This is a genomic window from Streptomyces sp. NPDC051180 (assembly GCF_040689545.1).
In the GTDB taxonomy this organism is placed as follows: domain Bacteria; phylum Actinomycetota; class Actinomycetes; order Streptomycetales; family Streptomycetaceae; genus Streptomyces.
In genome coordinates this window covers 106,376-127,344 of record NZ_JBFBBC010000003.1, presented here as the reverse complement: position 1 = coordinate 127,344, position 20,969 = coordinate 106,376, and the positions used below count along the sequence as shown (strand labels likewise).

Genomic DNA, 20,969 nt, shown 5'->3' with positions numbered 1-20,969 from the left:
TGCGGTGCCTCGCGGCTTTGTTGGTTGAATCTTAAACCATCACGTCCAACCGTGCACCCCCCTCCCCTATTCCGCCCGGAGACGACCGAGCGGCAGGCCCCGCCGACCACTCCCGTAGAGTTCGGCGGCGTGAACGGTGCGAGTGCGATATCGGTCGTCGGAATCGGCGCGGACGGCTGGGACGGGCTCCCCGAAGCCTCCCGCCGCGTCCTGCGCGCCGCCGAGATCCTCCTCGGCGCCCCCCGCCAGCTCGACCTCCTGGACCCCGGCGCCTGCCCCGGCGAGCGGATCGCCTGGCCCTCCCCGCTCCGGCCCGCCGTCCCCGGACTGCTCGCCGCCCACGAGGGCCGCACGATCGCCGTCCTCGCCAGCGGGGACCCGTCCTTCTACGGCATCGCCCGCACCCTCGCGGAGACCGCCGGCGCCGACCGCCTCCGCGTCCACCCCCACCCCTCCTCCGTCTCCTACGCCTGCGCCCGCCTCGGCTGGGCCCTGGAGAGCGTCGAGACCGTCTCCCTCGTCGCCCGCCCCCTCGCCGCCCTCGCCGCCGTCCTCCACCCCGGCCGCCGGGTCCTCGTCCTCGGCGAAGGCACCGGCACCCCCGCCGACGTCGCCGCGTACCTCCGCGCCACCGGCTGGGGCGGCACCCGCGTCCGCGTCCTGGAACAGCTCGGCGGCCCCCGCGAACGCGTCCTCGACGCCCCCGCGGTCGACTGGCCGCACGAGCGGACCGACGCCCTCCACGTCCTCGCCCTGGACTGCGTCCGCGACCCCGGCACCCTGCGGCTCGGCGCCGCACCCGGCCTCCCCGACGAGGCGTACGACCACGACGGGCAGCTCACCAAGCGGTACGTGCGGGCCGCCACGCTCGCCGCCCTCGCCCCCGCCCCCGGCGAACTCCTCTGGGACGTCGGCGGCGGCTCCGGCTCCATCGGCGTCGAATGGATGCGGACCCACCGCTCCTGCCGGGCGATCGCCGTCGAGCGGTCCCCGGAACGCGCCGCGCGCATCACCCGCAACGCCGACACCCTCGGCGTCCCCGCCCTGCGCGTCGTCACCGGGCCCGCGCCCGCCGCACTCGCCGGGCTGCCCACCCCCGACGCCGTCTTCATCGGCGGCGGACTGACCGCCCCCGGCCTGCTCGACGCCTGCTGGGACGCGCTCCCCGCCGGCGGCCGGCTCGTCGCCAACACCGTGACCCTGGAGTCCGAGGCGCTGCTCGCCGACCGCCACCGCCGCCACGGCGGCGAACTGATCCGGCTCGCCGTCTCCGCCGCCGTCCCCGTCGGCGGCTTCACCGGCTGGCGCCAGGCGATGCCCGTCACCCAGTGGTCCGTGACCAAGGAACCCGTGACGCACGACCCCGTGCCGCAGGAAGAGGAAGCATGACCGTCTACTTCATCGGAGCGGGCCCCGGCGCGGCCGACCTCATCACCGTCCGCGGCGCGCGGACCCTGGCGAAGTGCGGCGTCTGCCTCTACGCCGGCTCCCTCGTCCCCACCGAGCTGCTCGCCGAGTGCCCGCCGGACGCCAGGCTCGTCGACACCGCCGACCTCGACCTGGACCGCATCCTCGACGAGATCGCCGCCGCCCACGCGGCCGGCCACGACGTGGCCCGGCTCCACTCCGGCGACCCGTCCGTCTTCAGCGCGGTCGCCGAGCAGATGCGCCGCCTCGACGCCCTCGGCATCCCCTACGAGGTCGTCCCCGGCGTCCCGGCGTTCGCGGCCGCCGCCGCCGCGCTCAAGCGGGAACTCACCGTCCCCACCGTCGGCCAGACCGTCATCCTCACCCGCATCGCCCAGCAGGCCACGCCCATGCCCGAGGGCGAGGACCTCGCCACCCTCGGCCGCAGCGGCGCCCTGCTCGTCCTCCACCTCGGCGCCCGCTACGTCGACCGGATCGTCTCCGAGCTCGTCCCCCACTACGGCACCGACTGCCCCGCCGCCGTCGTCGCCATGGCCAGCCGCCCCGACGAGCTCGTCCTCCGGGGCACCCTGGAGGACATCGCCGGCCAGGTGAAGGCCGCCGGCATCACCAAGACCGCCGTCATCCTCGTCGGCCGCACCCTCGCCGCCTCCGAGTTCCGTGACAGCCACCTGTACGACCCGGCCCGCGACCGCCACACCTGCTGACCCGGCTCCCGGCACGACGACGGCCGGACCCCCACACGGGTCCGGCCTCCGTCACCGTCACGACTCAGGCGTTCGGCCGCTTGCCGTGGTTCGCCTTCTTCTTCTTGCGCGCCCGCTTCTTGTTGCCGCGCTTCGCCATGGCGATTCCTCCCTTTCCGTGGGGGTCCCTGCGCTGTCGAGCCTAGGTTCGGGGGCGGGGACGCGCATGTCGGTGCCACCGTCTTGAATGGACCCGTGACCGTCTACGACGTCGCCCGGGCGCTGCCGGGCATCGAGGAACTGCGCGACCACAGCCGAGGGCTCGCGATGCTGGAGGCCGTGCTCTGCCCGGAGTGGGAGAGTCGCTTCTACTCCTTCGACGCCCACTGGTCGGAGCACGAGCAGCTGGCGTCGATGAAGGACGGCTCCGGCGCCGAGTACACGATCGTCCTCTCCCCCGCCGGGGCCTTCGCCCGCGTCTTCGACCACGAGTCCCCGCTCAGCCCGTACGGACCGCTCGCGGACGGCACGACCTGGCCCGGGGTGCTCGACGGCGTCCCGGAGGCGTTCCGGGAGTACCTGACGGAGCCCGCGTTCACCGACGAGGACGGGGTCCACGTGACCACCGCCTGCCTGTGGCGCGAGACCGCGGACACCGCCTGGCGCACGGGACCGGTCGAGTTCCCCGACCTGGACGGCCGCGCCGACCCGGACGGCTCCGGCGCACTCCTCCGCCTGCTCACGGACCGCTCGGCGACGGCGTACGCCACCTGGGCGTCCGACCACTACGAGACCCCGACCCCGGTCGACCTGGAGGCCGTCCGTCACGTCCTCGCCCTGCGCCCCCTCACACCCGAGGTCGTCGCCGCTCTCAACCCCGACGTGGCGTTCGCCGACCTCGCGGAGGACATCGCCGAGATCGACTACCCCGTCGCCTGACTCACCCGCCGCCCGGCCCCTTCGTCGCCGACCGGCCCACCACCGTGCCCGCGCGGTCGATGCAGACGACGTCGACGGAGACGGGGGCGCCGCGGAGGACGGCGAGGGCCTCGTCGCGGGCGCGGGCGGCGACGAGGTCGCCGAGGGGGACGCCGGCGGCCTCGCAGAGGCGGAGGGCGGCGAGGCCGGTGTTGGCCTCGGAGATCTCGGCGGCGAGGGCCTCCGGGGCGCCGCCGGTGCGGGCGAGGTCGGCGAGGAAGGGCTTGTCGACCTGGGAGCGGGCGGAGTGCAGGTCGAGGTGGCCGGCGGCCAGCTTGGAGAGCTTGGCGAAGCCGCCGCAGAGGGTGAGCCGGTCGACGGGGTGGCGGCGGATGTACTTCAGGACGGCGCCCGCGAAGTCGCCCATGTCGAGGAGGGCGATCTCCGGCAGGTCGTAGAGGCCGGTGACCGTGCGCTCGGAGGTGGAGCCGGTACAGCCGGCGACATGGGTGAGGCCGCCGGCACGGGCCACGTCCACGCCGCGGCGGATCGAGTCGATCCAGGCGGAGCAGGAGTACGGGACGACGACGCCGGTCGTGCCGAGGATCGACAGGCCGCCGAGGATGCCGATGCGGGGGTTCCAGGTGGAGCGGGCGATCTCGGCGCCGTTGTCGACGGAGACGGTGATCTCGACGTCTCCGGGCGCGCCGTGCCGGGCGGCGACCGCGGCGACGTGCTCGCGCATCAGCTGCCGGGGCACGGGGTTGATGGCGGGTTCGCCGACCTCCAGCGGGAGCCCCGGCAGGGTGACCGTGCCGACGCCGTCGCCCGCCCGGAAGACGACGCCCGAGCCGGCCGGCAGGAGCCGGACCGTCGAGCGGATCAGGGCGCCGTGGGTGACGTCCGGGTCGTCTCCGGCGTCCTTGACCACGGCGGCCATCGCCGTCTCCCCGGTGAGCCGCTCGGCGGCGAGCGCGAACGCCGGGGTCTGCCCCTTGGGCAGCGTGATCGTCACCGGGTCCGGGAAGTCGCCGGTGAGCAGGGCGGTGTACGCGGCGGTCGTCGCCGCCGTCGCGCAGGCACCGGTCGTCCACCCCGGGCGGAGGCCGGTGTGCTTGAGTTGGGCCTCACGCCCGCCGCCTGTGGTCACGAAGAGGCTCCTGTGCACGTACTCATTCTCGGCGGGACCTCCGAGGCCCGCGCGCTCGCCGGGCTGCTGCACGGCGAGGTCCGGGTCACCAGTTCCCTCGCGGGACGGGTGGCGAACCCCCGGCTGCCGGAGGGCGAGGTGCGGATCGGCGGGTTCGGCGGTGCCGACGGGCTGGCGGAGTGGCTGGCCGAGCACGCCGTGGACACGGTCATCGACGCCACCCATCCCTTCGCCGAGCGCATGAGTTTCCACGCGGCCCGGGCGGCCGCCACCGCCCATGTTCCCCTGCTGGCGCTCCGCCGCCCCGGCTGGGTCCCGGGGGAGGGTGACGACTGGCGTTCCGTCGCCTCCCTGGAGGAGGCGGCCGGGGCCCTGGACGGTCTGGGCGACCGGGTCTTCCTGACCACCGGCCGCATGGGCCTCGCGGCCTTCGCCGCCTGCCCCCAGTGGTTCCTGGTCCGCTCGGTGGACGCCCCGGACACCCCGACGCCGGCCCGCGCCGAGGTCCTCCTCGACCGGGGGCCGTTCAGCCTGGAGGGCGAGCGGGCCCTCCTCGCCGCCCACCGGATCGACGTCCTCGTCACCAAGGACAGCGGCGGCGCGGCGACCGCCCCGAAACTGACGGCCGCGCGCGAGGCCGGCCTCCCGGTCGTCGTCGTCCGCCGCCCCCCGGTCCCCTCCGGCGTCCCGGTGGCGGCGACCCCGGAGGAGGCCGCCGCCCGGGTGCTGGGCCGCTGACGGCTGCGGCGGCTCAGCCGTACCGGCGCGGGGTCCAGGCGATGGTGCGGCCGTCGGCGCGTTCGACGGCGCGGGTCTGCGAGGAGCCGACGAGGAGGAGGGTGCGCATGTCGACCTCGGAGGGTTCCAGGGTCTTGAGGGTCACGACCCGGACGGACTGCTCGGGGCCGCCGACGTCGCGGGCGACGACCACCGGGGTCTCCGGGGAGCGCAGTTCCAGGAGGAGGTCGCGGGCGGCCGCCACCTGGTGGGTGCGGGACCGGGATCCCGGGTTGTAGAGGGCGATGACCAGGTCGGCGGAGGCGGCGGCGCGCAGCCGGGCCTCGATGACGTCCCAGGGCTTGAGCCGGTCGGAGAGGGAGATCGTGGCGTAGTCGTGGCCGAGGGGGGCGCCCGCGGCGGCGGCGGCCGCGTTGGCGGCGGTCACGCCGGGGAGGACCCGTACGGGCACGTCCGCGTACTCCGGCTCGCAGGCGACCTCCAGGACGGCGGTGGCCATGGCGAAGACGCCCGGGTCGCCGCCGGAGACGACCGCGACCTTCCGGCCGCGCCGGGCCAGGTCGAGCGCGAACTCGGCGCGCTCGGACTCGACCTTGTTGTCGGAGCCGTGGCGGATCTGGCCGGGGCGGAGCACCGGAACCCGGTCGAGGTAGGTGGTGTAGCCGACGAGGACGTCGGCGTTGACGAGCGCGCCGCGCGACTCGGGGGTCAGCCAGGGTGCCCCGGCGGGGCCGGTGCCGACGACGACGACCTCGCCGCGCTCGCGGGCGGGGGGCTCCTCGTCGACGCGGGAGGGCAGGACGGCGACGGAGAAGTACGGGACGGTCTCCGGGTCCACCTCGGCCAGGGCGCCGGTCCGCTCGCCCGTCATGAACGCCCGCTCCACGTACCGGGCGTCGTCGAGGCGGCCGGCCCGCTCCAGGGCCCGCCGCACGGTGGGGAAGGTGCGGCCGAGCTTCATCACGACCGCCGAGTCGGTGCCCGCGAGGCGGGCCGTCAGCTCGTCCTCCGGCAGGGTGCCGGGGATGATCGTGAGGACCTCCTCCGCCTCGCACAGCGGCTCCCCGAGCCGGGCTGCGGCGGCGCTCACCGAGGTGACGCCGGGGATGACGGTGGTGTCGTAGCGGTCGGCCAGCCGCTTGTGCATGTGCTGGTACGAGCCGTAGAACAGCGGGTCGCCCTCGGCGAGGACGGCGACGGTGCGGCCGGCGTCGAGGTGGGCGGCGAGGCGGGCCGCCGCCTCCTCGTAGAAGTCGTTCAGGGCGCCCCGGTAGCCGCCCGGGTGGTCGGTGGTCTCCACCGTGAGCGGGTACATCAGGCGCTCCTCGATCTGCCCCTCGCGGAGGTGCTCCGCGGCGATCGAGCGGGCGATGGAGCGGCCGTGGCGGGCCGAGTGGTACGCGACGACGTCGGCGGCGGCGATGGCCTTCACCGCGGCGACGGTCATCAGGTCCGGGTCGCCGGGGCCGAGGCCGACGCCGTACAGCTTTCCGGTCACGGTGGTCATGCCTGGATCTCCGCTTCGTGGGCGATCGCGTTGATCGCGGCGGCCGTCATGGCGCTGCCGCCGCGCCGGCCGCGGACGACGAGGTAGTCGAGGCCGAGGTCCTGGTCCGCGAGCGCGTCCTTGGACTCGGCGGCGCCGATGAAGCCGACGGGTATGCCGAGGACGGCGGCGGGCCTCCCGGCGCCCTTCGCGACCATCTCCAGGAGGTGGAAGAGGGCGGTGGGCGCGTTGCCGATGGCGACGACGGAGCCTTCGAGGCGGTCCCGCCACAGTTCGAGGGCGGCGGCGGAGCGCGTGGTGCCGAGTTCGGCGGCGAGCGCGGGCACGGCCGGGTCGGAGAGCGCGCAGATCACCTCGTTGTCGGCGGGCAGCCGCTTGCGGGTGACCCCGCTGGCGACCATCTGGGCGTCGCAGAGGATCGGCGCGCCGGCCCGGAGCGCCTCGCGGGCGCGGGAGACGACCTGCGGCGAGTAGGCGATATCGCGTACGAGGTCGGTCATGCCGCAGGCGTGGATCATCCGGACCGCCACCTGGGCGACGTCGGCGGGCAGGCCCGCCAGATCCGCCTCGGCGCGGATCGTGGCAAAGGACCGGCGGTAGATCTCCGCCCCGTCCTTCTCGTAGTCGAACATCCTGGTGCTCTCGCTCATCTCGTCGGGTTCGTGCGGGCGGTGGCGACCGCCTCGGTCAGGGAGGTGCGGGGGGTGGGGAGTCCGTCCACCAGATAGCCGTCCTCGCCGGTGGCGAGGACCTCGACCCAGTCGCCGTGCGGGTGCCCGCAGCGGCGTGCGCACCCGGAGAAGTGCACGGGCAGCGGCCCCGCCGGCGCGGCGAGCGCGTCCGCCCGGACGTCGGCGAGGGACTTGGCGCAGCCGGGCCGACCCGTGCAGGCGGTGACCCCCGCCCCCGGCGCCCCGGGCCGGGTGACGAACCCCTGGCGCTCCAGCTCCCGCAGCCGCTCCGCGGCGGTCCCGGGTGTCGGGACGTCCGGGTCCGCCGGGTCCACGACGACCACCCCGCGCCAGGGGGTGAGGCGGAGTTCGGCGGCGGGCGCCAGGGCCCGGAGCTGGGCGGCGGTCAGCCGGCCGAGCGGCGCGAGGACGTGCAGCCCGCCGGGGAGCGCCCCGGGGGCGGGCGGCGGGGAGACGGTGAGCGGCGGCGGTACGGGGACGGGCTCCGCGTCGACTCCGGCGCGGGCCAGGGCCCCGGCCCACTCCGGGACGTGGCCGTCGGGCAGCTCCCGCGGCCGCCAGGCCCCGGTGCCGGCCGCGTCGGCGGCGTCCAGGAAGGCGAGGGCGGCGACGAGGGCGGCCGGGACCGCGTCGGCGGCGTCGATCCGGAAGGCCGCCGGGCCGAGCCGCAGCAGGGCGGTCCCGTCCGGCTCTGCGACCAAGCTCACATCGCCGCCGAGGCCGGCGACCTCGCCGCGGCCGTCGTCGAGGACGAACAGGAACCGTCCCGAAAGGGACGCGGCCCGGGGCTCCGCGCAGAGGGCGGCGTCCAGCCCTCGGGCCCACAACTGCACGTCGGCGTGGCCGAGTCCGCCGAGGCCGGCGGTGGGCGAGGCGATGATGTTGCGGACGCGTTCGTGGGTGGGGGAGGGCAGCAGGTCCGCCGCGGCGAGCAGCTCCGCCAGCCGGGCCCCGCACCCCTCCGGAAGGCCGCGCAGCTCCGCGTTGCCGCGCGAGGTGACGCTGATCCGCCCGTCGCCGAGGGCCTCCGCCGCGTCGGCCAGGACCTGTGCCTGACGGAGCGTCAAACGACCTGCGGGGAGCCGGAGTCGGGCCAGCCGACCGTCGTCGGCCGCGTGCAGGCGCAGCGCCCCGGGGCAGGCGTCGCCACGGTCCCGTATGCGAGGTTCGCCCCGTTCGGGCGTCGGGGGTGGGGTGGGCGGCATGGCGGCGAGCATACCCACGGGAAACCGACCGACCACCGGGTGTGATCCTGCCGACTCCCCGGCCCCCCGACGGCACGATCTACTATGCAGACGGCATGGGGTCCCAGGACCCCGGGGAGGAAGCCCGGTGAGAATCCGGCGCGGTCCCGCCACTGTGAGCCCGTACCGGCCGCGCCTCGGCACGACCCGGAACGAGTGAGTCAGGAACTCCCGCCATCCACACGACCACCCGGGGCGCGGACAACCCCGAGGAAGGGCCTGCGCACGCCATGCTTCTGCTGCTGTCGCACTCCGACACCGACCTGCTCAGTGCCCGCGCGGCGAACGCCGGGACCGCAGGCGGCCCGGTGGAGTACCGCTTCGCCAACCCCGCCCGCCTTCCCCTCGCCGACCTGCCCGGCCTCCTCGACGACGCCGAACTCGTCGTCGTCCGCCTCCTCGGCGGGCTCCGCTCCTGGCAGGAGGGGCTCGACGCGATCCGCGCCACCGGAAAGCCGCTCGTCGTCCTCAGCGGCGAACAGGCCCCCGACGCCCAGCTGATGGAGACGTCCACCGTCCCCGTCGGCGTCGCCACCGAGGCCCACGCCTACCTGGCGCACGGCGGCCCCGCCAACCTGGAGCAGCTGGCCCGCTTCCTCTCCGACACGGTCCTGCTCACCGGCCACGGCTTCGAGGCCCCGGCCGCCGCCCCCACCTGGGGCCCGCTGGACCGCACCCCGCGCCGCACCGACGGCCCGACCGTCGCCGTGCTCTACTACCGCGCCCACCACATGAGCGGCAACACCGCCTTCGTCGGCGCCCTCTGCGACGCGATCGAGGACGCCGGCGCCCGCGCGCTGCCGCTGTACGTCGCGTCCCTGCGCGCCCCCGAGGCCGAACTCGTCGACACCCTGCGCACCGCCGACGCCATCGTCACCACCGTCCTCGCCGCCGGCGGCACCAAGCCCGCCGAGGCCCAGGCCGGCGGCGACGAGGAGGCGTGGGACGCGGGCGCGCTCGCCGCGCTCGACGTGCCGATCCTCCAGGCGCTGTGCCTCACCGGCTCGCGGTCCGCGTGGGAGGAGAACGACGAGGGCCTCTCCCCGCTGGACGCCGCCAGCCAGGTCGCCGTGCCCGAGTTCGACGGCCGGCTCATCACCGTCCCGTTCTCCTTCAAGGAGATCGACGAGGACGGCCTGCCCGCCTACGTCGCCGACGCCGAGCGCGCGGCCCGCGTCGCCGGGATCGCGATCCGGCACGCCCGGCTCCGCCACATCCCGAACGCGGAGAAGAAGCTGGCGCTCGTCCTCTCCGCGTACCCCACCAAGCACTCCCGCATCGGCAACGCGGTCGGCCTCGACACCCCCGCCTCCGCCGTCGCCCTGCTCCGCCGGCTGCGCGAGGAGGGCTACGACTTCGGACCGGAGGAGGACCTCCCCGGCGTGGTCTCCGGCGACGGCGACGAGCTGATCTACGCCCTGATCGAGGCCGGCGGCCACGACCAGGACTGGCTCACCGAGGAGCAGCTCGCGCGCAACCCGGTCCGCATCCCCGCCGCCGACTACAAGCGCTGGTACGCGACCCTGCCCGAGGAGCTGCGCACCCACGTCGAGGAGCACTGGGGCCCGGCGCCCGGCGAGATGTTCCTCGACCGCTCCCGCAACCCCGAGGGCGACATCGTCCTCGCCGCGCTGCGCCGCGGGAACCTGCTGGTCCTCATCCAGCCGCCGCGCGGCTTCGGCGAGAACCCGATCGCGATCTACCACGACCCCGATCTCCCGCCGTCCCACCACTACCTGGCCGCCTACCGCTGGATCGCCGCCCGCGCCGAGGACGGCGGCTTCGGCGCCGACGCCATGGTCCACCTCGGCAAGCACGGCAACCTGGAGTGGCTGCCCGGCAAGAACGCCGGACTGTCCGCCGCCTGCGGCCCCGACGCCGCCCTCGGCGACCTGCCGCTCGTCTACCCCTTCCTCGTCAACGACCCGGGCGAGGGCACCCAGGCCAAGCGCCGCGTCCACGCCACGCTCGTGGACCACCTGGTGCCGCCGATGGCCCGCGCCGACTCGTACGGCGACATCGCGCGCCTGGAGCAGCTGCTCGACGAGTACGCGCAGATCTCCTCCATGGACCCGGCGAAGCTGCCCGCGATCCGCGCCCAGATCTGGACGCTGATCCAGGCCGCCAAGCTCGACCACGACCTCGGCCTCCAGGAGCGCCCGGAGGACGACGGCTTCGACGACTTCCTGCTGCACGTCGACGGCTGGCTGTGCGAGGTCAAGGACGCCCAGATCCGCGACGGCCTGCACGTCCTCGGCGGCGCCCCGGCCGGCGAGGCCCGGGTCAACCTGGTCCTCTCCATCCTGCGCGCCCGCCAGATCTGGGGCGGCACGCAGGCGCTGCCCGGCCTGCGCGAGGCCCTGGGCCTCGACGAGTCGGCCGCCACCCGCACCACCGCCGACGAGGCGGAGGCCAAGGCCCGCGAGCTGGTCGAGGCGATGGAGGCCGCCGACTGGTCGACGGACGCCGTGGAGACGGTCGGCGCCGCGTACGGCCCGGAGGTCCGGTCCGTCCTGCGCTTCGCCTGCGAGCAGGTCGTGCCGCGCCTCGCCGCCACCACCGACGAGCTGACGCACGCCGTGCACGCCCTGAACGGCGGCTTCGTCCCGGCCGGGCCGTCCGGCTCCCCGCTGCGCGGCCTGGTCAACGTCCTGCCGACCGGCCGGAACTTCTACTCGGTCGACCCCAAGGCCGTGCCGTCCCGGCTCGCCTGGGAGACCGGCCAGGCGCTCGCCGACTCCCTCCTGGAGCGCTACCGCACCGACAACGGCGCGTGGCCGACCTCGGTGGGCCTCTCCCTGTGGGGCACCAGCGCGATGCGGACCGCGGGCGACGACGTCGCCGAGGCCCTCGCCCTGCTCGGCGTCCGTCCCCTGTGGGACGAGGCGTCCCGCCGCGTCAACGGCCTGGAGCCGATCCCGCTCGCCGAGCTGGGCCGCCCGCGCGTCGACGTCACCCTGCGCATCTCCGGCTTCTTCCGTGACGCGTTCCCGCACGTCATCGGCCTTCTCGACGACGCCGTACGGCTCGTCGCCGGCCTGGAGGGCGAGTCGGCCGAGGACAACTATGTCCGGGCGCACGCGCAGGCCGACCTCGCCGAGCACGGCGACGAGCGGCGCGCCACGACCCGCATCTTCGGCTCCCGCCCCGGGACGTACGGCGCGGGCATCCTCCAGCTGATCGACTCGCGCGACTGGCGCACCGACGCCGACCTCGCCGAGGTGTACACGGTGTGGGGCGGGTACGCCTACGGCCGCGGGCTCGAAGGCCGCCCGGCCCGGGCCGAGATGGAGACGGCGTACAAGCGGATCGCGGTCGCCGCGAAGAACACGGACACCCGCGAGCACGACATCGCCGACTCCGACGACTACTTCCAGTACCACGGCGGCATGGTCGCGACCGTCCGCGCGCTCAAGGGCACGGCCCCCGAGGCGTACATCGGCGACTCGACCCGCCCCGAGACCGTCCGCACCCGCACCCTCGTCGAGGAGACCTCCCGGGTCTTCCGTGCCCGCGTGGTCAACCCGCGCTGGATCGAGGCCATGCGCCGCCACGGCTACAAGGGCGCCTTCGAGCTGGCGGCCACCGTCGACTACCTCTTCGGGTACGACGCCACGACGGGCGTGGTCGCCGACTGGATGTACGACAAGCTCACGCAGGAGTACGTCCTCGACCCGGCGAACCAGGCGTTCCTGAAGGAGGCCAACCCCTGGGCCCTGCACGGCATCGCCGAGCGGCTCCTGGAGGCCGAGTCCCGCGGCATGTGGGAGAAGCCCGACCCGGAGACCCTGGCCGCCCTGCGCCAGGTGTACCTGGAGACCGAGGGCGACCTGGAGGGCTCGGACGAGGACGAGGACTAGGACGGGCCGGGGCCCGGATCGGGCCCGGACCCGGGGCCGATCCGGACCCGGGGCCGATCCGGGCCCGAGGGACCTCAGGTCCTCACGAGGCCCGGGGCCGGGGCCAGTTCGAGGCGGCGGCCCCGGAAGCCCCGCCTCAGCCGCCGGTCGTGACTGACCACGACCAGCGTGCCCCGGTACTCCGCGAGCGCGGCCTCGATCTCCTCCACCAGAGCCGGTGCGAGGTGGTTGGTCGGCTCGTCGAGGAGGAGCAGGTCGGCCGGTGACGTCACCAGACGGGCCAGCTCCAGCTTCCGCCGCTGTCCGGTCGACAGGCACCGGACGGGGGTCGTCAGGTCCCGGGCGGAGAAGAGCCCGAGGGCGAGCAGTTCGTCCGCGCGGTCTTCTCCGAAGGCCACGCTCACCGTACGGGGGTCGGTGGGCGGGGCCGTCTCCTGGCGGAGCGTCCCGACGCGGGCCGGTGTCCGCACCGTGCCCGCGTCCGGGACGAGTTCGCCCGCCAGGACCTTCAGGAGGGTGGTCTTCCCGGCGCCGTTCGGGCCCGTGACCAGCAGCCGTTCGCCCGCGTCGAGGCGGAGGGCGTCCAGCCGGAGCCGCCCGTCCACCCGCACGCCGGCCAGGTCGACGGGGCCGCCCTCGCCCACCAGCTCCGCCCGGAACCGGAGCGGCTCGGGAGGCGCGGGCACGGGATGGGCGGTGAGCCGGGCCAGCCGTTCGCGGGCCGCCCGGATGCGGCTCATCGTCCCGTGCGCCCGTGACCGGGCGCGGAAGGCGCCCGCCCCGCTGAACGCCGCCGGGGCCTTGCGGGGGATCGCGGAGAAGCGGTCGACGTGGGCGTCCGCGAGGGCCGTGTACCGGGCGAGCTCGGTCCGCCACTCCTCGTGCGCCCGCTGCCGGCGGGCCCGTTCGGCGGCGCGTCCGGCCAGGTGACCGGCGTAGCCGTCGCCGTACCGGCGCACGGTGCGGCGGTCCTCGTCGACCTCCAGGACGGCGGTGGCCACCCGGTCGAGGAAGACCCGGTCGTGGGAGACGGCGACGACCGTGCCGCGGTGGGCGCGCAGCCGGTCCTCCAGCCAGTCCACGGCCTCGTCGTCGAGGTCGTTCGTCGGCTCGTCGAGCAGCAGGAGCTCGGGCTCGGCGGCGAGCACGGCGGCGAGCGCGAGCCGCGACCGCTGTCCGCCGGAGAGGGTCGCCAGGGGCCGGTCCCGGTCGAGCGGGCCGGGCTCCCCGAGCCGCCGCAGCGTCGTCTCCACCCGCCGGTCGGCGTCGGCGCCGCCGCGCGCCTCGTAGGCGGCGAGCAGCTCCGCGTATCCCGCGAGGTCCCCGGTGACGGCGAGCCGCGCCTCGGCGGCCCCGATCGCCCGCTCCAGTTCCCGGACGTCCGCGAGGGCCCGGTCGACGGCGTCGCCGACGGTGGCCGTCGCGGGGAGGTCCGTGGTCTGGGCGAGGTGGCCGGTCCCGCCGGGGGACTCGACCGTCACGGTGCCGTTGTCGGGGGTCTCCACGCCGGCGAGGAGCCGCAGCACGGTCGACTTCCCCGAGCCGTTGTCCCCGACGATCCCGAGCCGTTCGCCGGGGCGGACGGTGAACGAGGCCCGGTCGAGCACGGTCCGGTTCCGCCCGGACCGGTCGTCGTAGCGCTTGCCGACCTCGCTGAATCGGACATGGAACAAGGGGCCGCCTCCTGCCGTCGGGGAGTGGCGAGACGGTCCGTCTCGCGTTCTCGACCGTACGGCACGAAGGAAGCGTTGACAAGACGATACGTCTCGTATCGTTGGCTGCCCGTCAGGCGGAGATCAGGCGCAGGGTCAGGGCGGCCGCCGAGATCAGGGTGAGCACCGCCGCCGGAGCCAGTTCGAAGTCCTTCACGCGCAGGTGGGCGATGACGGCGCCGGCGAAGTAGAGCACCAGGCCCGCGGCCGCGGCCGCGCCGAGCGCCGGGACGACGAGCCCCGCGAGCAGGCCGAGCGCGCCCGCCGCCTTCGCGGTGGCCAGCAGTGGAAGGCGGCTCTCCGGCACGCCCACCTTGGTCATACCGCCGATGACCTGCGGATTCCTGGTGAACGTCATGAAAGCGGAGCCGGCGGCGGCCAGGGCGAGCAGGGTCGCGACGACGGCATAGGCGATGAACATGGAGGAGCTCCAACGGTATGGGGACGAAAACCGTTGAAGGCTAACAACGATTTATGGCGCTCCACAATCGTCCAGTTGTTACGGTGGACGACATGGCAGCTCATCCGACCGACCGCCTCGGCTTCCTCCTCTCGTTCCGCGGGGAGCTCACCGGTGCGCGCATCCGTGCCGCCCTGGGCGTCGCCGGGCTGCACCCGCGGAACGCGATGACGCTGATGCAGCTCGCCCCCGGCGCCACGAGCCAGCGTGAGCTCGCGGTCGCGATGGAGCTCGATCCGAGTCAACTCGTCGCGATCCTCAATGAGTTGGAAGCCTCGGGCCTCGCCGAACGGCGCCGCGACCCGGCCGACCGGCGCCGCCACATCGTCGAGATCACCTCGGCCGGCACGGCCGCCCTCGACCGGATCGACCAGGCCGTGAGCGAGGCCGAACGCGAACTCTTCGCCGACCTCACCGAAGCCGAACAGACCCTCCTGCGCGGCCTGTTGGACCGCGTCGTCGTCGACCCCGCCGACCACGACTGCGGCGCGGAGTAGCGGTCCTCCCTCGGCTCACGACGCCGGCCGCACCACGCCCACGACCTCCGCGGCGCCACCCAGCCGCACCAGCGGCCCCGCCGGTCCGCGCCGTGCGCTCGCCCTGACCGTCGAAGGACTGCCGAGGTGATCACCCATGTCGACGGCGATGTCCACGGCGCCGGGGTCCGGGCGGGCAGCGTCCCCCGGTCGCGCGCCGTCGTCCAGGAGGGCCGCGGCGAGAGAGCCCGCGCTGTTGGCGTTCGCGATGTCCTCCGCGACCCCGATCGAGGGTGCGAACACCCGCGCGAACACCCGCACGGGCAGGCGCCCTTCGACAATCGGGACGGAATGGACGCAGCAGCCGAGCAGCCCGAGCCGGTCGCACGCCGCCCGGAGCCGTGTGGCGTCCGGTGCGAGGGCGGCCGCCGCACCGCGGGACCGCACCGGCACCAGTAGTCGCGGCCGTCCCGCCGTCGCGACGCGGACCCCGGCGGCGAGTGCCCCGGGCGGCAGGCCGAGCGCGGGCAGCACCAGGGCGCGCTCGGCCGCGGTGGCGGTGCGCAGACCGACCGGACCCGCGTCGAAGGACGCCCTGACCAGCCCGCCCTCCCGTACCGACCGGCCCGCGAAGACCCGTCCCGCGGTCCGGAGGGCGACGTCGTGGGCGCCGTCCCCGGCCGCCTCGGCCAGGTACGCCAGCGCGGCCAGCGTCCCGTGGCCGCACGCCGGCAGCTCACCGGCGGCGGTGAAGAAGCGGAGGGACACCTCGGGGCGTTCACCCCGCCGGTCGCGCACCGAGACGAAGACGGCGTGCGACGTCCCCGCCAGGGCGGGCACCCGCCGTCGCTCCGCGTCGCCCCACCACGCCCCGCCGGGCGGGGGTTCGGCGAGCACGGCGGTGGGGCTGCCGCCGGCCGTGGTCCCGCCGTTCCCGCGTCTCTCCCCGTACCCGTACGCCTGCCCGTTCCCGTACGCCTGCCCGTTCCCGTACGCCTCTTCGTCCCGGTCGCGCACGCACGCGCGCACGATGGTCACGGGTGGTCCGACCTCCCTCCCGCCGCTCACCTCGGCCCCGTCGGCCCCGTGCGCCGGTGCGGTGCTCACCCCGCGGCCGGGAACGGGTCGGCCCAGGGCTCCGCGTCCAGCAGGAGCCCGTTCGCCAGGTAGGCGACGGTCCGGTACCAGCCGGCGAGGACGAGGAGCTCCAGGAGTCGGGGCGCGTCGTAGTGCGCGCGCAGGGCGTCCCAGGCCGCGGGGGAGAGGCGGTCGGTGTCGTGCAGTTCGTCGACGGCGCGCAGCAGGGCCGCGTGGCGGGGCTCCCAGACGGCGGCGGCGGTCGGGTCGGCGGCGGCGGTCGCCCGGAGGCGTACGGGGTCCAGGCCGACGGCCCCGGCGAAGGCCGCGGCGTGCACGCCCCATTCGTACGCGCACCCCGCGCGGGCGGTCACCCGGGCGACGACGATCTCGCGGTCCAGGGCGGGGAGGAGTCCGTGGCCCAGCAGTCCGGCGCCGACGGCGAACATCCGGGAGGCCAGGTCGGGGTGATGGTGCAGCACCCGGAACAGGGCCAGGGGCTCGTGCGGCACCCCCGGCGGCATCCAGCGGCGGAGCGACCGGTCCACGGGTGCGGGGTACGGCGGTTCGAGCGGGTCGATGCGCGGCATGCGCCCTCCTCTGCTGCGTCCTTCACGGCGCGGTGGCACGCAGCACTATGCTGCTTCGAAAATCGAAGCGCAAGGAGGCGGACATGGCGGCGGGCGGCACCACGGGCGAGGGACGGCCCGACCGCGCGGCGGCCCGCGCGCCGAAGCCGGGCGGGCCGGTGCGGGGGTCCGATTCGGGGCGCCCGATCATGGCCGCGCTCGATCTGCTCGGACGGCGCTGGACGCTGCGCGTCCTGTGGGAGCTGAGCCAGGAGCCCGCGGGCTTCCGGGAGTTGCAGCGCCGCTGCGCGCGCATGTCCTCCAGCGTGCTCAGCACCCGCCTCGGCGAGCTGACCGACTCCCGGCTCGTCGCCCCGGACGGCGACGGCTACCGGCTCACCCCGCTCGGCGAGGACCTGGTCGGGGCCCTCGGTCCGCTGGACGCCTGGAGCCGGCGATGGGCGGCGGAGGCGGGCGCGGGGTCGGGGGAGGCGGGCGCCGGGTCGGGGGAAGCCGGGGGCATCTGAGCCTCCCGGCCCCGGCGTACCTCTCGACAACCCCCCTAATTGTTCTAGTAGAGTGCAAACAAGGGAGGTTTTCATGAACCATTCCACGCCTCGACTCCGCGCGCTCGCCGCGCTCCCCTTCGTCCTCGCCCTCGCCGCCCACCTGCTGCTCTTCACCCGCTGGCGGGACGCGCTGCCCGCCGAACTCGCCACCCACTACTCTCTCGGCGACGGCGGCCAGGCCGACGGATGGACGAGTCGTGCGGGCTATCTCGTCATCAGCACGGCGCTGATCGCCGGACTCGCCGCCGTATGGTGCGCGTTCGTCCGGCGACGGTCGCTCTGGGGTGCCTGGGCCACCGCCGGCTTCATCGGCGGGCTGTTCGTCCAGCTCCTCCGCACCAACCTGGTCGACGCGTTCGAGACCCAGGTCTCCGCGCCCGCCGTCGACCTCGCCGTGGCCGGGACGGCCGCCGTCGCCGCCGGCCTCGCCGGCCTGGCCCTGACCTCGGTCGTCCCCGAGGACGAGCCGGTCGGCCGGGCCGGGCCGCCCGACGGCCCGCGACTCGCGCTCGGCGCGGGCGAGGTCGCCGGCTGGTCGCGCTCCACCGGCTCCCGGCCGCTGACCGTCCTCGCGTTCCTCGCCCTCGCCGCCACCCCGGTCGTCCTGCTCGTCGTCGCCTGGCCGGACGCCCTCCTCGGCCTGCTCGGCCTGGTCGTCGGCGTGCCGGGACTCGCCCTCGCCCGGGTCCGGGTCACCGTCGACCGGCACGGCCTCACCGTCCGATCAGGGGTCCTGCCCCGGCCCCGCGTCCGGATCGCGCTCGACGAGATCGCCGGCGCGGACGTCCGGGACGTCGACGCCCTGGGAGACTTCGGCGGCTGGGGCTACCGGGTCCGGGCCCACCGCACGGGCGTGGTGCTGCGCTCCGGCGAGGCCCTCGTCGTACGGCGCGACAGCGGACGGGAGTTCGCGGTCACCGTCCCGGACGCGGCCACCGCCGCCGCACTCCTCAACACGCTCGCCGAACGGCATGGGAAGGTCTGACCGTGCTCTTCCGTGTCGACCCGGCCTCCCCCGTACCCCTCGGCGACCAGATCGCCGCCTGCGTCCGCGGCGCGCTCGCCGACGGCTCCGCCGTCCCCGGCGAGCGGCTCCCGGCCGCCCGCGAACTCGCCGACTCCCTCGGCGTCAACGTCCACACCGTCCTCCGCGGCTACCAACGGCTGCGCGAGGAGGGCCTCATCGAACTCCGCCGCGGCCGGGGCGCCCTCATCGTCCCCGGCGCCACCGCCCCCGACCGCGCCCGCCTCGTCTCCCGGCTCCGGGAGGCGGCGGCCGACGCCCGTGAACTGGGCCTGAGCGAGGACGAGTTCCTGGACCTGGCCCGCACCAGCCTCGGCTAGGCCGTCAGGACAGCTCCCGCACCGGCGCCCCCGCGAGGAAGGCCGCGATGTCCTCGACCGCCTCGCCGAAGTAGCGGGCGTAGTTGCCCTCCGTCACATAGCCGAGATGGGGCAGGGCCAGGACGTTCGGGAGGGTGCGCAGCGGGTCGCCGGCCGGCAGCGGCTCGGTCTCGTACACGTCGAGTCCGGCGCCCGCGATCCAGCCCTCGCGCAGCGCCCGGACCAGCGTCCCGCCGTCCACGAGACCCGCCCGCGAGGTGTTCACGAGGTACGCGGACGGACGCATCGACCGCAGCTCGGCCTCCCCGATCAGGCCACGGGTGCGGTCGGACAGGACCAGGTGGAGCGAGACGAAGTCGGCCGCCGCGAGCAGCTCGTGCCGGTCCTTCGCGAACCTCGCTCCGTGCTCGGCGGCCCGCTCCTCCGTCAGGTGCGGGCTCCACGCGACGACGTCCATGCCGAAGGCGCGGCCGATCGCGGCCACCCGCGAGCCGATCTTGCCGAGGCCGACCAGGCCCAGGGTGCGGCCGGCCAGGTCGGTGCCGACGGTGGACTGCCAGGGGCCGCCCTCGCGCAGGGCCTGCGCCTCGGCGCGCACATGGCGGGCCAGGCCGAGCAGGAGCGCCCAGGTCAGCTCGGTGGGCGGCGTCGAGCTGCTGGCGGTGCCGCAGACGGCGATCCCCCGCGCGCGGGCGGCGGCGACGTCCACGGAGGCGTTGCGCAGCCCGGACGTGACGAGGAGCCGCAGCCGCGGGAGCCGGTCCAGCAGACCGGCGTCGAAGGGCGTCCGCTCCCGCATGATCACGAGGATCTCGCAGTCCTCGACGGCGGCGACGAGCGCGTCCCGGTCGTCGAGGTGCTCCCGCAGGACCCGGACGTCGACGCGGTCGGCGAGCGGGCTCCAGTCGGCGGAGGAGAGGGCGACGCCCTGGTAGTCGTCGAGTACGGCACAGCGCAGCTTCATGACCGCATGATCGCGTACACCCCTCTGCCCCGCCCAGGGCGACAGACGCCGCCATGGCTCGCAGAATTGCCCTGCATTGTCACGAAAAGAGGAGTGGGTGCCATGGCTGCGGGTGACAGCGCCGACGAACTTGCCGTACTCCGGGCCAGGGTGGCCGCGCTGGAGGCCGACAAGGCGGCCGCCCGGCCGCCCCACCACCGCGTCCGCTCCTTCTTCTCCGCCCTGCTCATCGTCGTCGGCTGCGTGCTCGTCCCGCTGGGCATCGTCGCCTCCTGGACGGCGGACATCGTCGGCGACACCGACCGCTACGTGCAGACGGTCGAACCCCTCGCCTCCGACCCCGACGTCCAGGCCGCCGTCGCCAACCGGGTGACGAACGCCCTCATGGAGCACATCGACCTGCCCGCCCTCCTGGAGGGCGTCGCGCCCGCGGACCGGCCCCTGGCCGAGAAGGCCCTCGGCAAGCTGGGCGGCTCCCTGGAGAGCGCGGTCAGCAGCTTCGTCCACGACCGGGCGCAGGACATCGTGGCCTCGCCGGCGTTCGAGACCATCTGGAGCGACGCCAACCGGGCCATCCACACCTCCGTCGACCGGGCCCTGACCGGCAGCGACGAGGGTGCGGTGAAGATCGAGACGGACACGGTCACCATCGACCTGGCGCCGGTCATCGAGCGCGTGAAGCAGCGGCTCGTCGATTCCGGCATGGAGGTCGCGGCCAAGATCCCCGAGATCCACACCGACTTCACGGTGGTCAAGTCGGACGACATCGGCAAGGTGAAGACGGCGTTCGCGCTGCTCCAGGCGATGGGCGTGTGGCTGCCCGTGATCGCCGTCCTGCTGGTCGTCGGCGGTGTGCTCCTCGCGGTGAAGCGCCGCCGCACGCTGGTCGCCGCCGCCCTCGGCGTCGCCTTCGCGGCGATCGTCCTCGGCGTCGCCCTGACGGTCTTCCGCACGGTCTACCTGAACGCCCTGCCGTCCACGGTCTCCCCGGCCGCGGCGGGCTCCGTCTACGACACGCTCGTCCGCTTCCTGCGCACCTCGGTCCGGGTGTTCGCGACCCTGGGCATCCTCATCGCCCTCGCCGCCTGGCTCTCCGGCCCGAGCCGCCCCGCCGTCCTCGTCCGGGGGCTCTGGCACTCCGGCATCACCGCGACCCGGGCCACCGCCGACCACGCGGGCATGCGCCTCGGCCCGGTGGGCCCGTTCGTCCGCCGCCACCGCACCTGGATCACCTGGATCCTCGTCGCCGGGGCGGCCGCCGCCCTCGTCTTCTGGTCCTACCCCACCGGCGCCGTCGTCGTGGGCATCGCCCTCACCCTGCTCTTCGTCCTGGCGGTGGTGGCCTTCCTGGCGGAGGAGCCCGCCGACCGGGCCCCCGCGGGCCCGCCCCCGGCGGGGCGCTCCCCCAAGGGCCCGCCCCCGCCCCCCGACGGCCCGCCCCCGCCCGCCGGAGGCCCGCCCCCGCCCGCCGGAGGCGGCGCCCCCACCCCGCAGGTCTAGCGACGCGCAAGGGGCGGCCGGCCCACCAGAGCCGGCCGCCCCTCCCGCGTCATGGCGCTCATGGCCCTCATGGCG

General features: G+C 75.3%; 19 protein-coding genes and 1 riboswitch. Of the genes, 10 read left to right on the top strand and 9 right to left on the bottom strand.

Annotated elements, in window-relative coordinates; translation table 11 throughout:
• Positions 1 to 129: 129 nt before the first annotated feature.
• The 3 genes from cbiE to AB0424_RS07275 all read left to right on the top strand — a co-directional run bounded on the left by cbiE (position 130) and on the right by AB0424_RS07275 (position 3,053).
• Positions 130 to 1,389 (top strand): precorrin-6y C5,15-methyltransferase (decarboxylating) subunit CbiE, encoded by a 1,260-nt coding sequence (cbiE, locus tag AB0424_RS07285; protein ID WP_366302813.1) that lies wholly within the window; start codon positions 130 to 132, stop codon positions 1,387 to 1,389.
• The gene (gene cobM, locus AB0424_RS07280) at positions 1,386 to 2,135 is read left to right on the top strand and encodes a precorrin-4 C(11)-methyltransferase (RefSeq protein ID WP_366302811.1); all 750 of its coding nucleotides are present in this window, start codon (positions 1,386 to 1,388) and stop codon (positions 2,133 to 2,135) included. Before cbiE ends, cobM begins: the two co-directional genes overlap by 4 nt.
• A 234-nt stretch (positions 2,136 to 2,369) precedes the next feature.
• Positions 2,370 to 3,053 (top strand): hypothetical protein, encoded by a 684-nt coding sequence (locus AB0424_RS07275; protein ID WP_366302809.1) that lies wholly within the window; start codon positions 2,370 to 2,372, stop codon positions 3,051 to 3,053.
• A gap of 1 nt (position 3,054) precedes the next feature.
• On the opposite strand, the gene AB0424_RS07270 is transcribed toward AB0424_RS07275, so the two are convergent.
• Positions 3,055 to 4,182, bottom strand: coding sequence for a cobalt-precorrin-5B (C(1))-methyltransferase (locus tag AB0424_RS07270; RefSeq protein WP_366302807.1), 1,128 nt, complete (start codon positions 4,180 to 4,182; stop codon positions 3,055 to 3,057).
• 12 nt (positions 4,183 to 4,194) lie between these two features.
• On the opposite strand from AB0424_RS07270, the gene AB0424_RS07265 reads away from it, so the two are divergent.
• Positions 4,195 to 4,920, top strand: a complete 726-nt coding sequence (locus AB0424_RS07265; protein WP_366302805.1) for a cobalt-precorrin-6A reductase — start codon at positions 4,195 to 4,197, stop codon at positions 4,918 to 4,920.
• A 13-nt stretch (positions 4,921 to 4,933) separates the two neighbouring features.
• Here AB0424_RS07265 and AB0424_RS07260 read toward each other — a convergent pair whose 3' ends face one another.
• Genes AB0424_RS07260 through AB0424_RS07250 form a run of 3 tightly spaced genes read right to left on the bottom strand, consistent with a single transcriptional unit; the run spans position 4,934 to position 8,324 of the window.
• A complete protein-coding gene (locus tag AB0424_RS07260; protein ID WP_366302803.1) occupies positions 4,934 to 6,427 on the bottom strand; it encodes a precorrin-2 C(20)-methyltransferase in 1,494 nt (497 codons plus the stop codon).
• Positions 6,424 to 7,077: a precorrin-8X methylmutase gene (locus tag AB0424_RS07255; RefSeq protein WP_366302801.1), complete on the bottom strand. Its 654-nt coding sequence runs from the start codon at positions 7,075 to 7,077 to the stop codon at positions 6,424 to 6,426. Before AB0424_RS07255 ends, AB0424_RS07260 begins: the two co-directional genes overlap by 4 nt.
• A complete protein-coding gene (locus AB0424_RS07250) occupies positions 7,074 to 8,324 on the bottom strand; it encodes a cobalamin biosynthesis protein CobG (RefSeq protein ID WP_366302799.1) in 1,251 nt (416 codons plus the stop codon). Before AB0424_RS07250 ends, AB0424_RS07255 begins: the two co-directional genes overlap by 4 nt.
• Before the next feature lie 80 nt (positions 8,325 to 8,404).
• A riboswitch (cobalamin riboswitch) is annotated at positions 8,405 to 8,556 on the top strand.
• A 37-nt stretch (positions 8,557 to 8,593) separates the two neighbouring features.
• Between AB0424_RS07250 and cobN the strand changes: the two genes are divergently transcribed.
• The gene (gene cobN / locus AB0424_RS07245; protein ID WP_366302798.1) at positions 8,594 to 12,223 is read left to right on the top strand and encodes a cobaltochelatase subunit CobN; all 3,630 of its coding nucleotides are present in this window, start codon (positions 8,594 to 8,596) and stop codon (positions 12,221 to 12,223) included.
• Positions 12,224 to 12,297: 74 nt separating this feature from the next.
• Here the strand turns inward: cobN and abc-f are convergent, their stop codons facing one another.
• Positions 12,298 to 13,896, bottom strand: coding sequence for a ribosomal protection-like ABC-F family protein (gene abc-f / locus AB0424_RS07240; protein WP_366302796.1), 1,599 nt, complete (start codon positions 13,894 to 13,896; stop codon positions 12,298 to 12,300).
• Positions 13,897 to 14,008: 112 nt separating this feature from the next.
• Positions 14,009 to 14,356 carry a DoxX family protein gene (locus AB0424_RS07235; RefSeq protein ID WP_366302794.1) on the bottom strand — a complete coding sequence of 116 codons (348 nt, stop codon included), beginning with the start codon at positions 14,354 to 14,356 and terminating at the stop codon, positions 14,009 to 14,011.
• Between the two features lie 92 nt (positions 14,357 to 14,448).
• On the opposite strand from AB0424_RS07235, the gene AB0424_RS07230 reads away from it, so the two are divergent.
• Complete coding sequence (locus tag AB0424_RS07230) at positions 14,449 to 14,892, top strand: MarR family transcriptional regulator (protein WP_366302792.1); 444 nt, start codon at positions 14,449 to 14,451, stop codon at positions 14,890 to 14,892.
• 15 nt (positions 14,893 to 14,907) lie between these two features.
• Here the strand turns inward: AB0424_RS07230 and AB0424_RS07225 are convergent, their stop codons facing one another.
• Together AB0424_RS07225 and AB0424_RS07220 are read right to left on the bottom strand one after the other, a co-directional pair.
• On the bottom strand, positions 14,908 to 15,909 hold the full coding sequence (locus tag AB0424_RS07225; RefSeq protein WP_366302790.1) for a PhzF family phenazine biosynthesis protein: 1,002 nt from the start codon (positions 15,907 to 15,909) through the stop codon (positions 14,908 to 14,910).
• Between the two features lie 65 nt (positions 15,910 to 15,974).
• Positions 15,975 to 16,538 carry a carboxymuconolactone decarboxylase family protein gene (locus AB0424_RS07220; protein WP_366302788.1) on the bottom strand — a complete coding sequence of 188 codons (564 nt, stop codon included), beginning with the start codon at positions 16,536 to 16,538 and terminating at the stop codon, positions 15,975 to 15,977.
• Positions 16,539 to 16,726: 188 nt separating this feature from the next.
• On the opposite strand from AB0424_RS07220, the gene AB0424_RS07215 reads away from it, so the two are divergent.
• The 3 genes from AB0424_RS07215 (at position 16,727) to AB0424_RS07205 (ending at position 18,430) form a co-directional block, all read left to right on the top strand.
• Positions 16,727 to 17,044: a helix-turn-helix domain-containing protein gene (locus AB0424_RS07215; RefSeq protein ID WP_366303364.1), complete on the top strand. Its 318-nt coding sequence runs from the start codon at positions 16,727 to 16,729 to the stop codon at positions 17,042 to 17,044.
• A 73-nt stretch (positions 17,045 to 17,117) separates the two neighbouring features.
• Complete coding sequence (locus AB0424_RS07210; RefSeq protein ID WP_366302787.1) at positions 17,118 to 18,071, top strand: hypothetical protein; 954 nt, start codon at positions 17,118 to 17,120, stop codon at positions 18,069 to 18,071.
• Between the two features lie 2 nt (positions 18,072 to 18,073).
• Entirely contained in the window at positions 18,074 to 18,430 is a 357-nt protein-coding gene (locus tag AB0424_RS07205; RefSeq protein ID WP_366302786.1) for a GntR family transcriptional regulator, read from the top strand.
• A gap of 4 nt (positions 18,431 to 18,434) precedes the next feature.
• Here the strand turns inward: AB0424_RS07205 and AB0424_RS07200 are convergent, their stop codons facing one another.
• A complete protein-coding gene (locus AB0424_RS07200; RefSeq protein ID WP_366302785.1) occupies positions 18,435 to 19,394 on the bottom strand; it encodes a D-2-hydroxyacid dehydrogenase family protein in 960 nt (319 codons plus the stop codon).
• 102 nt (positions 19,395 to 19,496) lie between these two features.
• Between AB0424_RS07200 and AB0424_RS07195 the strand changes: the two genes are divergently transcribed.
• Positions 19,497 to 20,894, top strand: a complete 1,398-nt coding sequence (locus AB0424_RS07195) for a hypothetical protein (protein ID WP_366302784.1) — start codon at positions 19,497 to 19,499, stop codon at positions 20,892 to 20,894.
• Positions 20,895 to 20,969 lie beyond the last annotated feature (75 nt).

Excerpts from the sequence above, each read along its gene's own strand:
- cobM (WP_366302811.1), top strand. The coding sequence starts at position 1,386 with ATGACCGTCTACTTCATCGGAGCGGGCCCCGGCGCGGCCGACCTCATC.
- AB0424_RS07260 (WP_366302803.1), bottom strand. The coding sequence starts at position 6,427 with ATGACCACCGTGACCGGAAAGCTGTACGGCGTCGGCCTCGGCCCCGGC.
- AB0424_RS07255 (WP_366302801.1), bottom strand. The coding sequence starts at position 7,077 with ATGAGCGAGAGCACCAGGATGTTCGACTACGAGAAGGACGGGGCGGAG.
- AB0424_RS07250 (WP_366302799.1), bottom strand. The coding sequence starts at position 8,324 with ATGCCGCCCACCCCACCCCCGACGCCCGAACGGGGCGAACCTCGCATA.
- cobN (WP_366302798.1), top strand. The coding sequence starts at position 8,594 with ATGCTTCTGCTGCTGTCGCACTCCGACACCGACCTGCTCAGTGCCCGC.
- AB0424_RS07235 (WP_366302794.1), bottom strand. The coding sequence starts at position 14,356 with ATGTTCATCGCCTATGCCGTCGTCGCGACCCTGCTCGCCCTGGCCGCC.
- AB0424_RS07230 (WP_366302792.1), top strand. The coding sequence starts at position 14,449 with ATGGCAGCTCATCCGACCGACCGCCTCGGCTTCCTCCTCTCGTTCCGC.
- AB0424_RS07220 (WP_366302788.1), bottom strand. The coding sequence starts at position 16,538 with ATGCCGCGCATCGACCCGCTCGAACCGCCGTACCCCGCACCCGTGGAC.
- AB0424_RS07215 (WP_366303364.1), top strand. The coding sequence starts at position 16,727 with ATGGCCGCGCTCGATCTGCTCGGACGGCGCTGGACGCTGCGCGTCCTG.
- AB0424_RS07210 (WP_366302787.1), top strand. The coding sequence starts at position 17,118 with ATGAACCATTCCACGCCTCGACTCCGCGCGCTCGCCGCGCTCCCCTTC.
- AB0424_RS07200 (WP_366302785.1), bottom strand. The coding sequence starts at position 19,394 with ATGAAGCTGCGCTGTGCCGTACTCGACGACTACCAGGGCGTCGCCCTC.
- AB0424_RS07195 (WP_366302784.1), top strand. The coding sequence starts at position 19,497 with ATGGCTGCGGGTGACAGCGCCGACGAACTTGCCGTACTCCGGGCCAGG.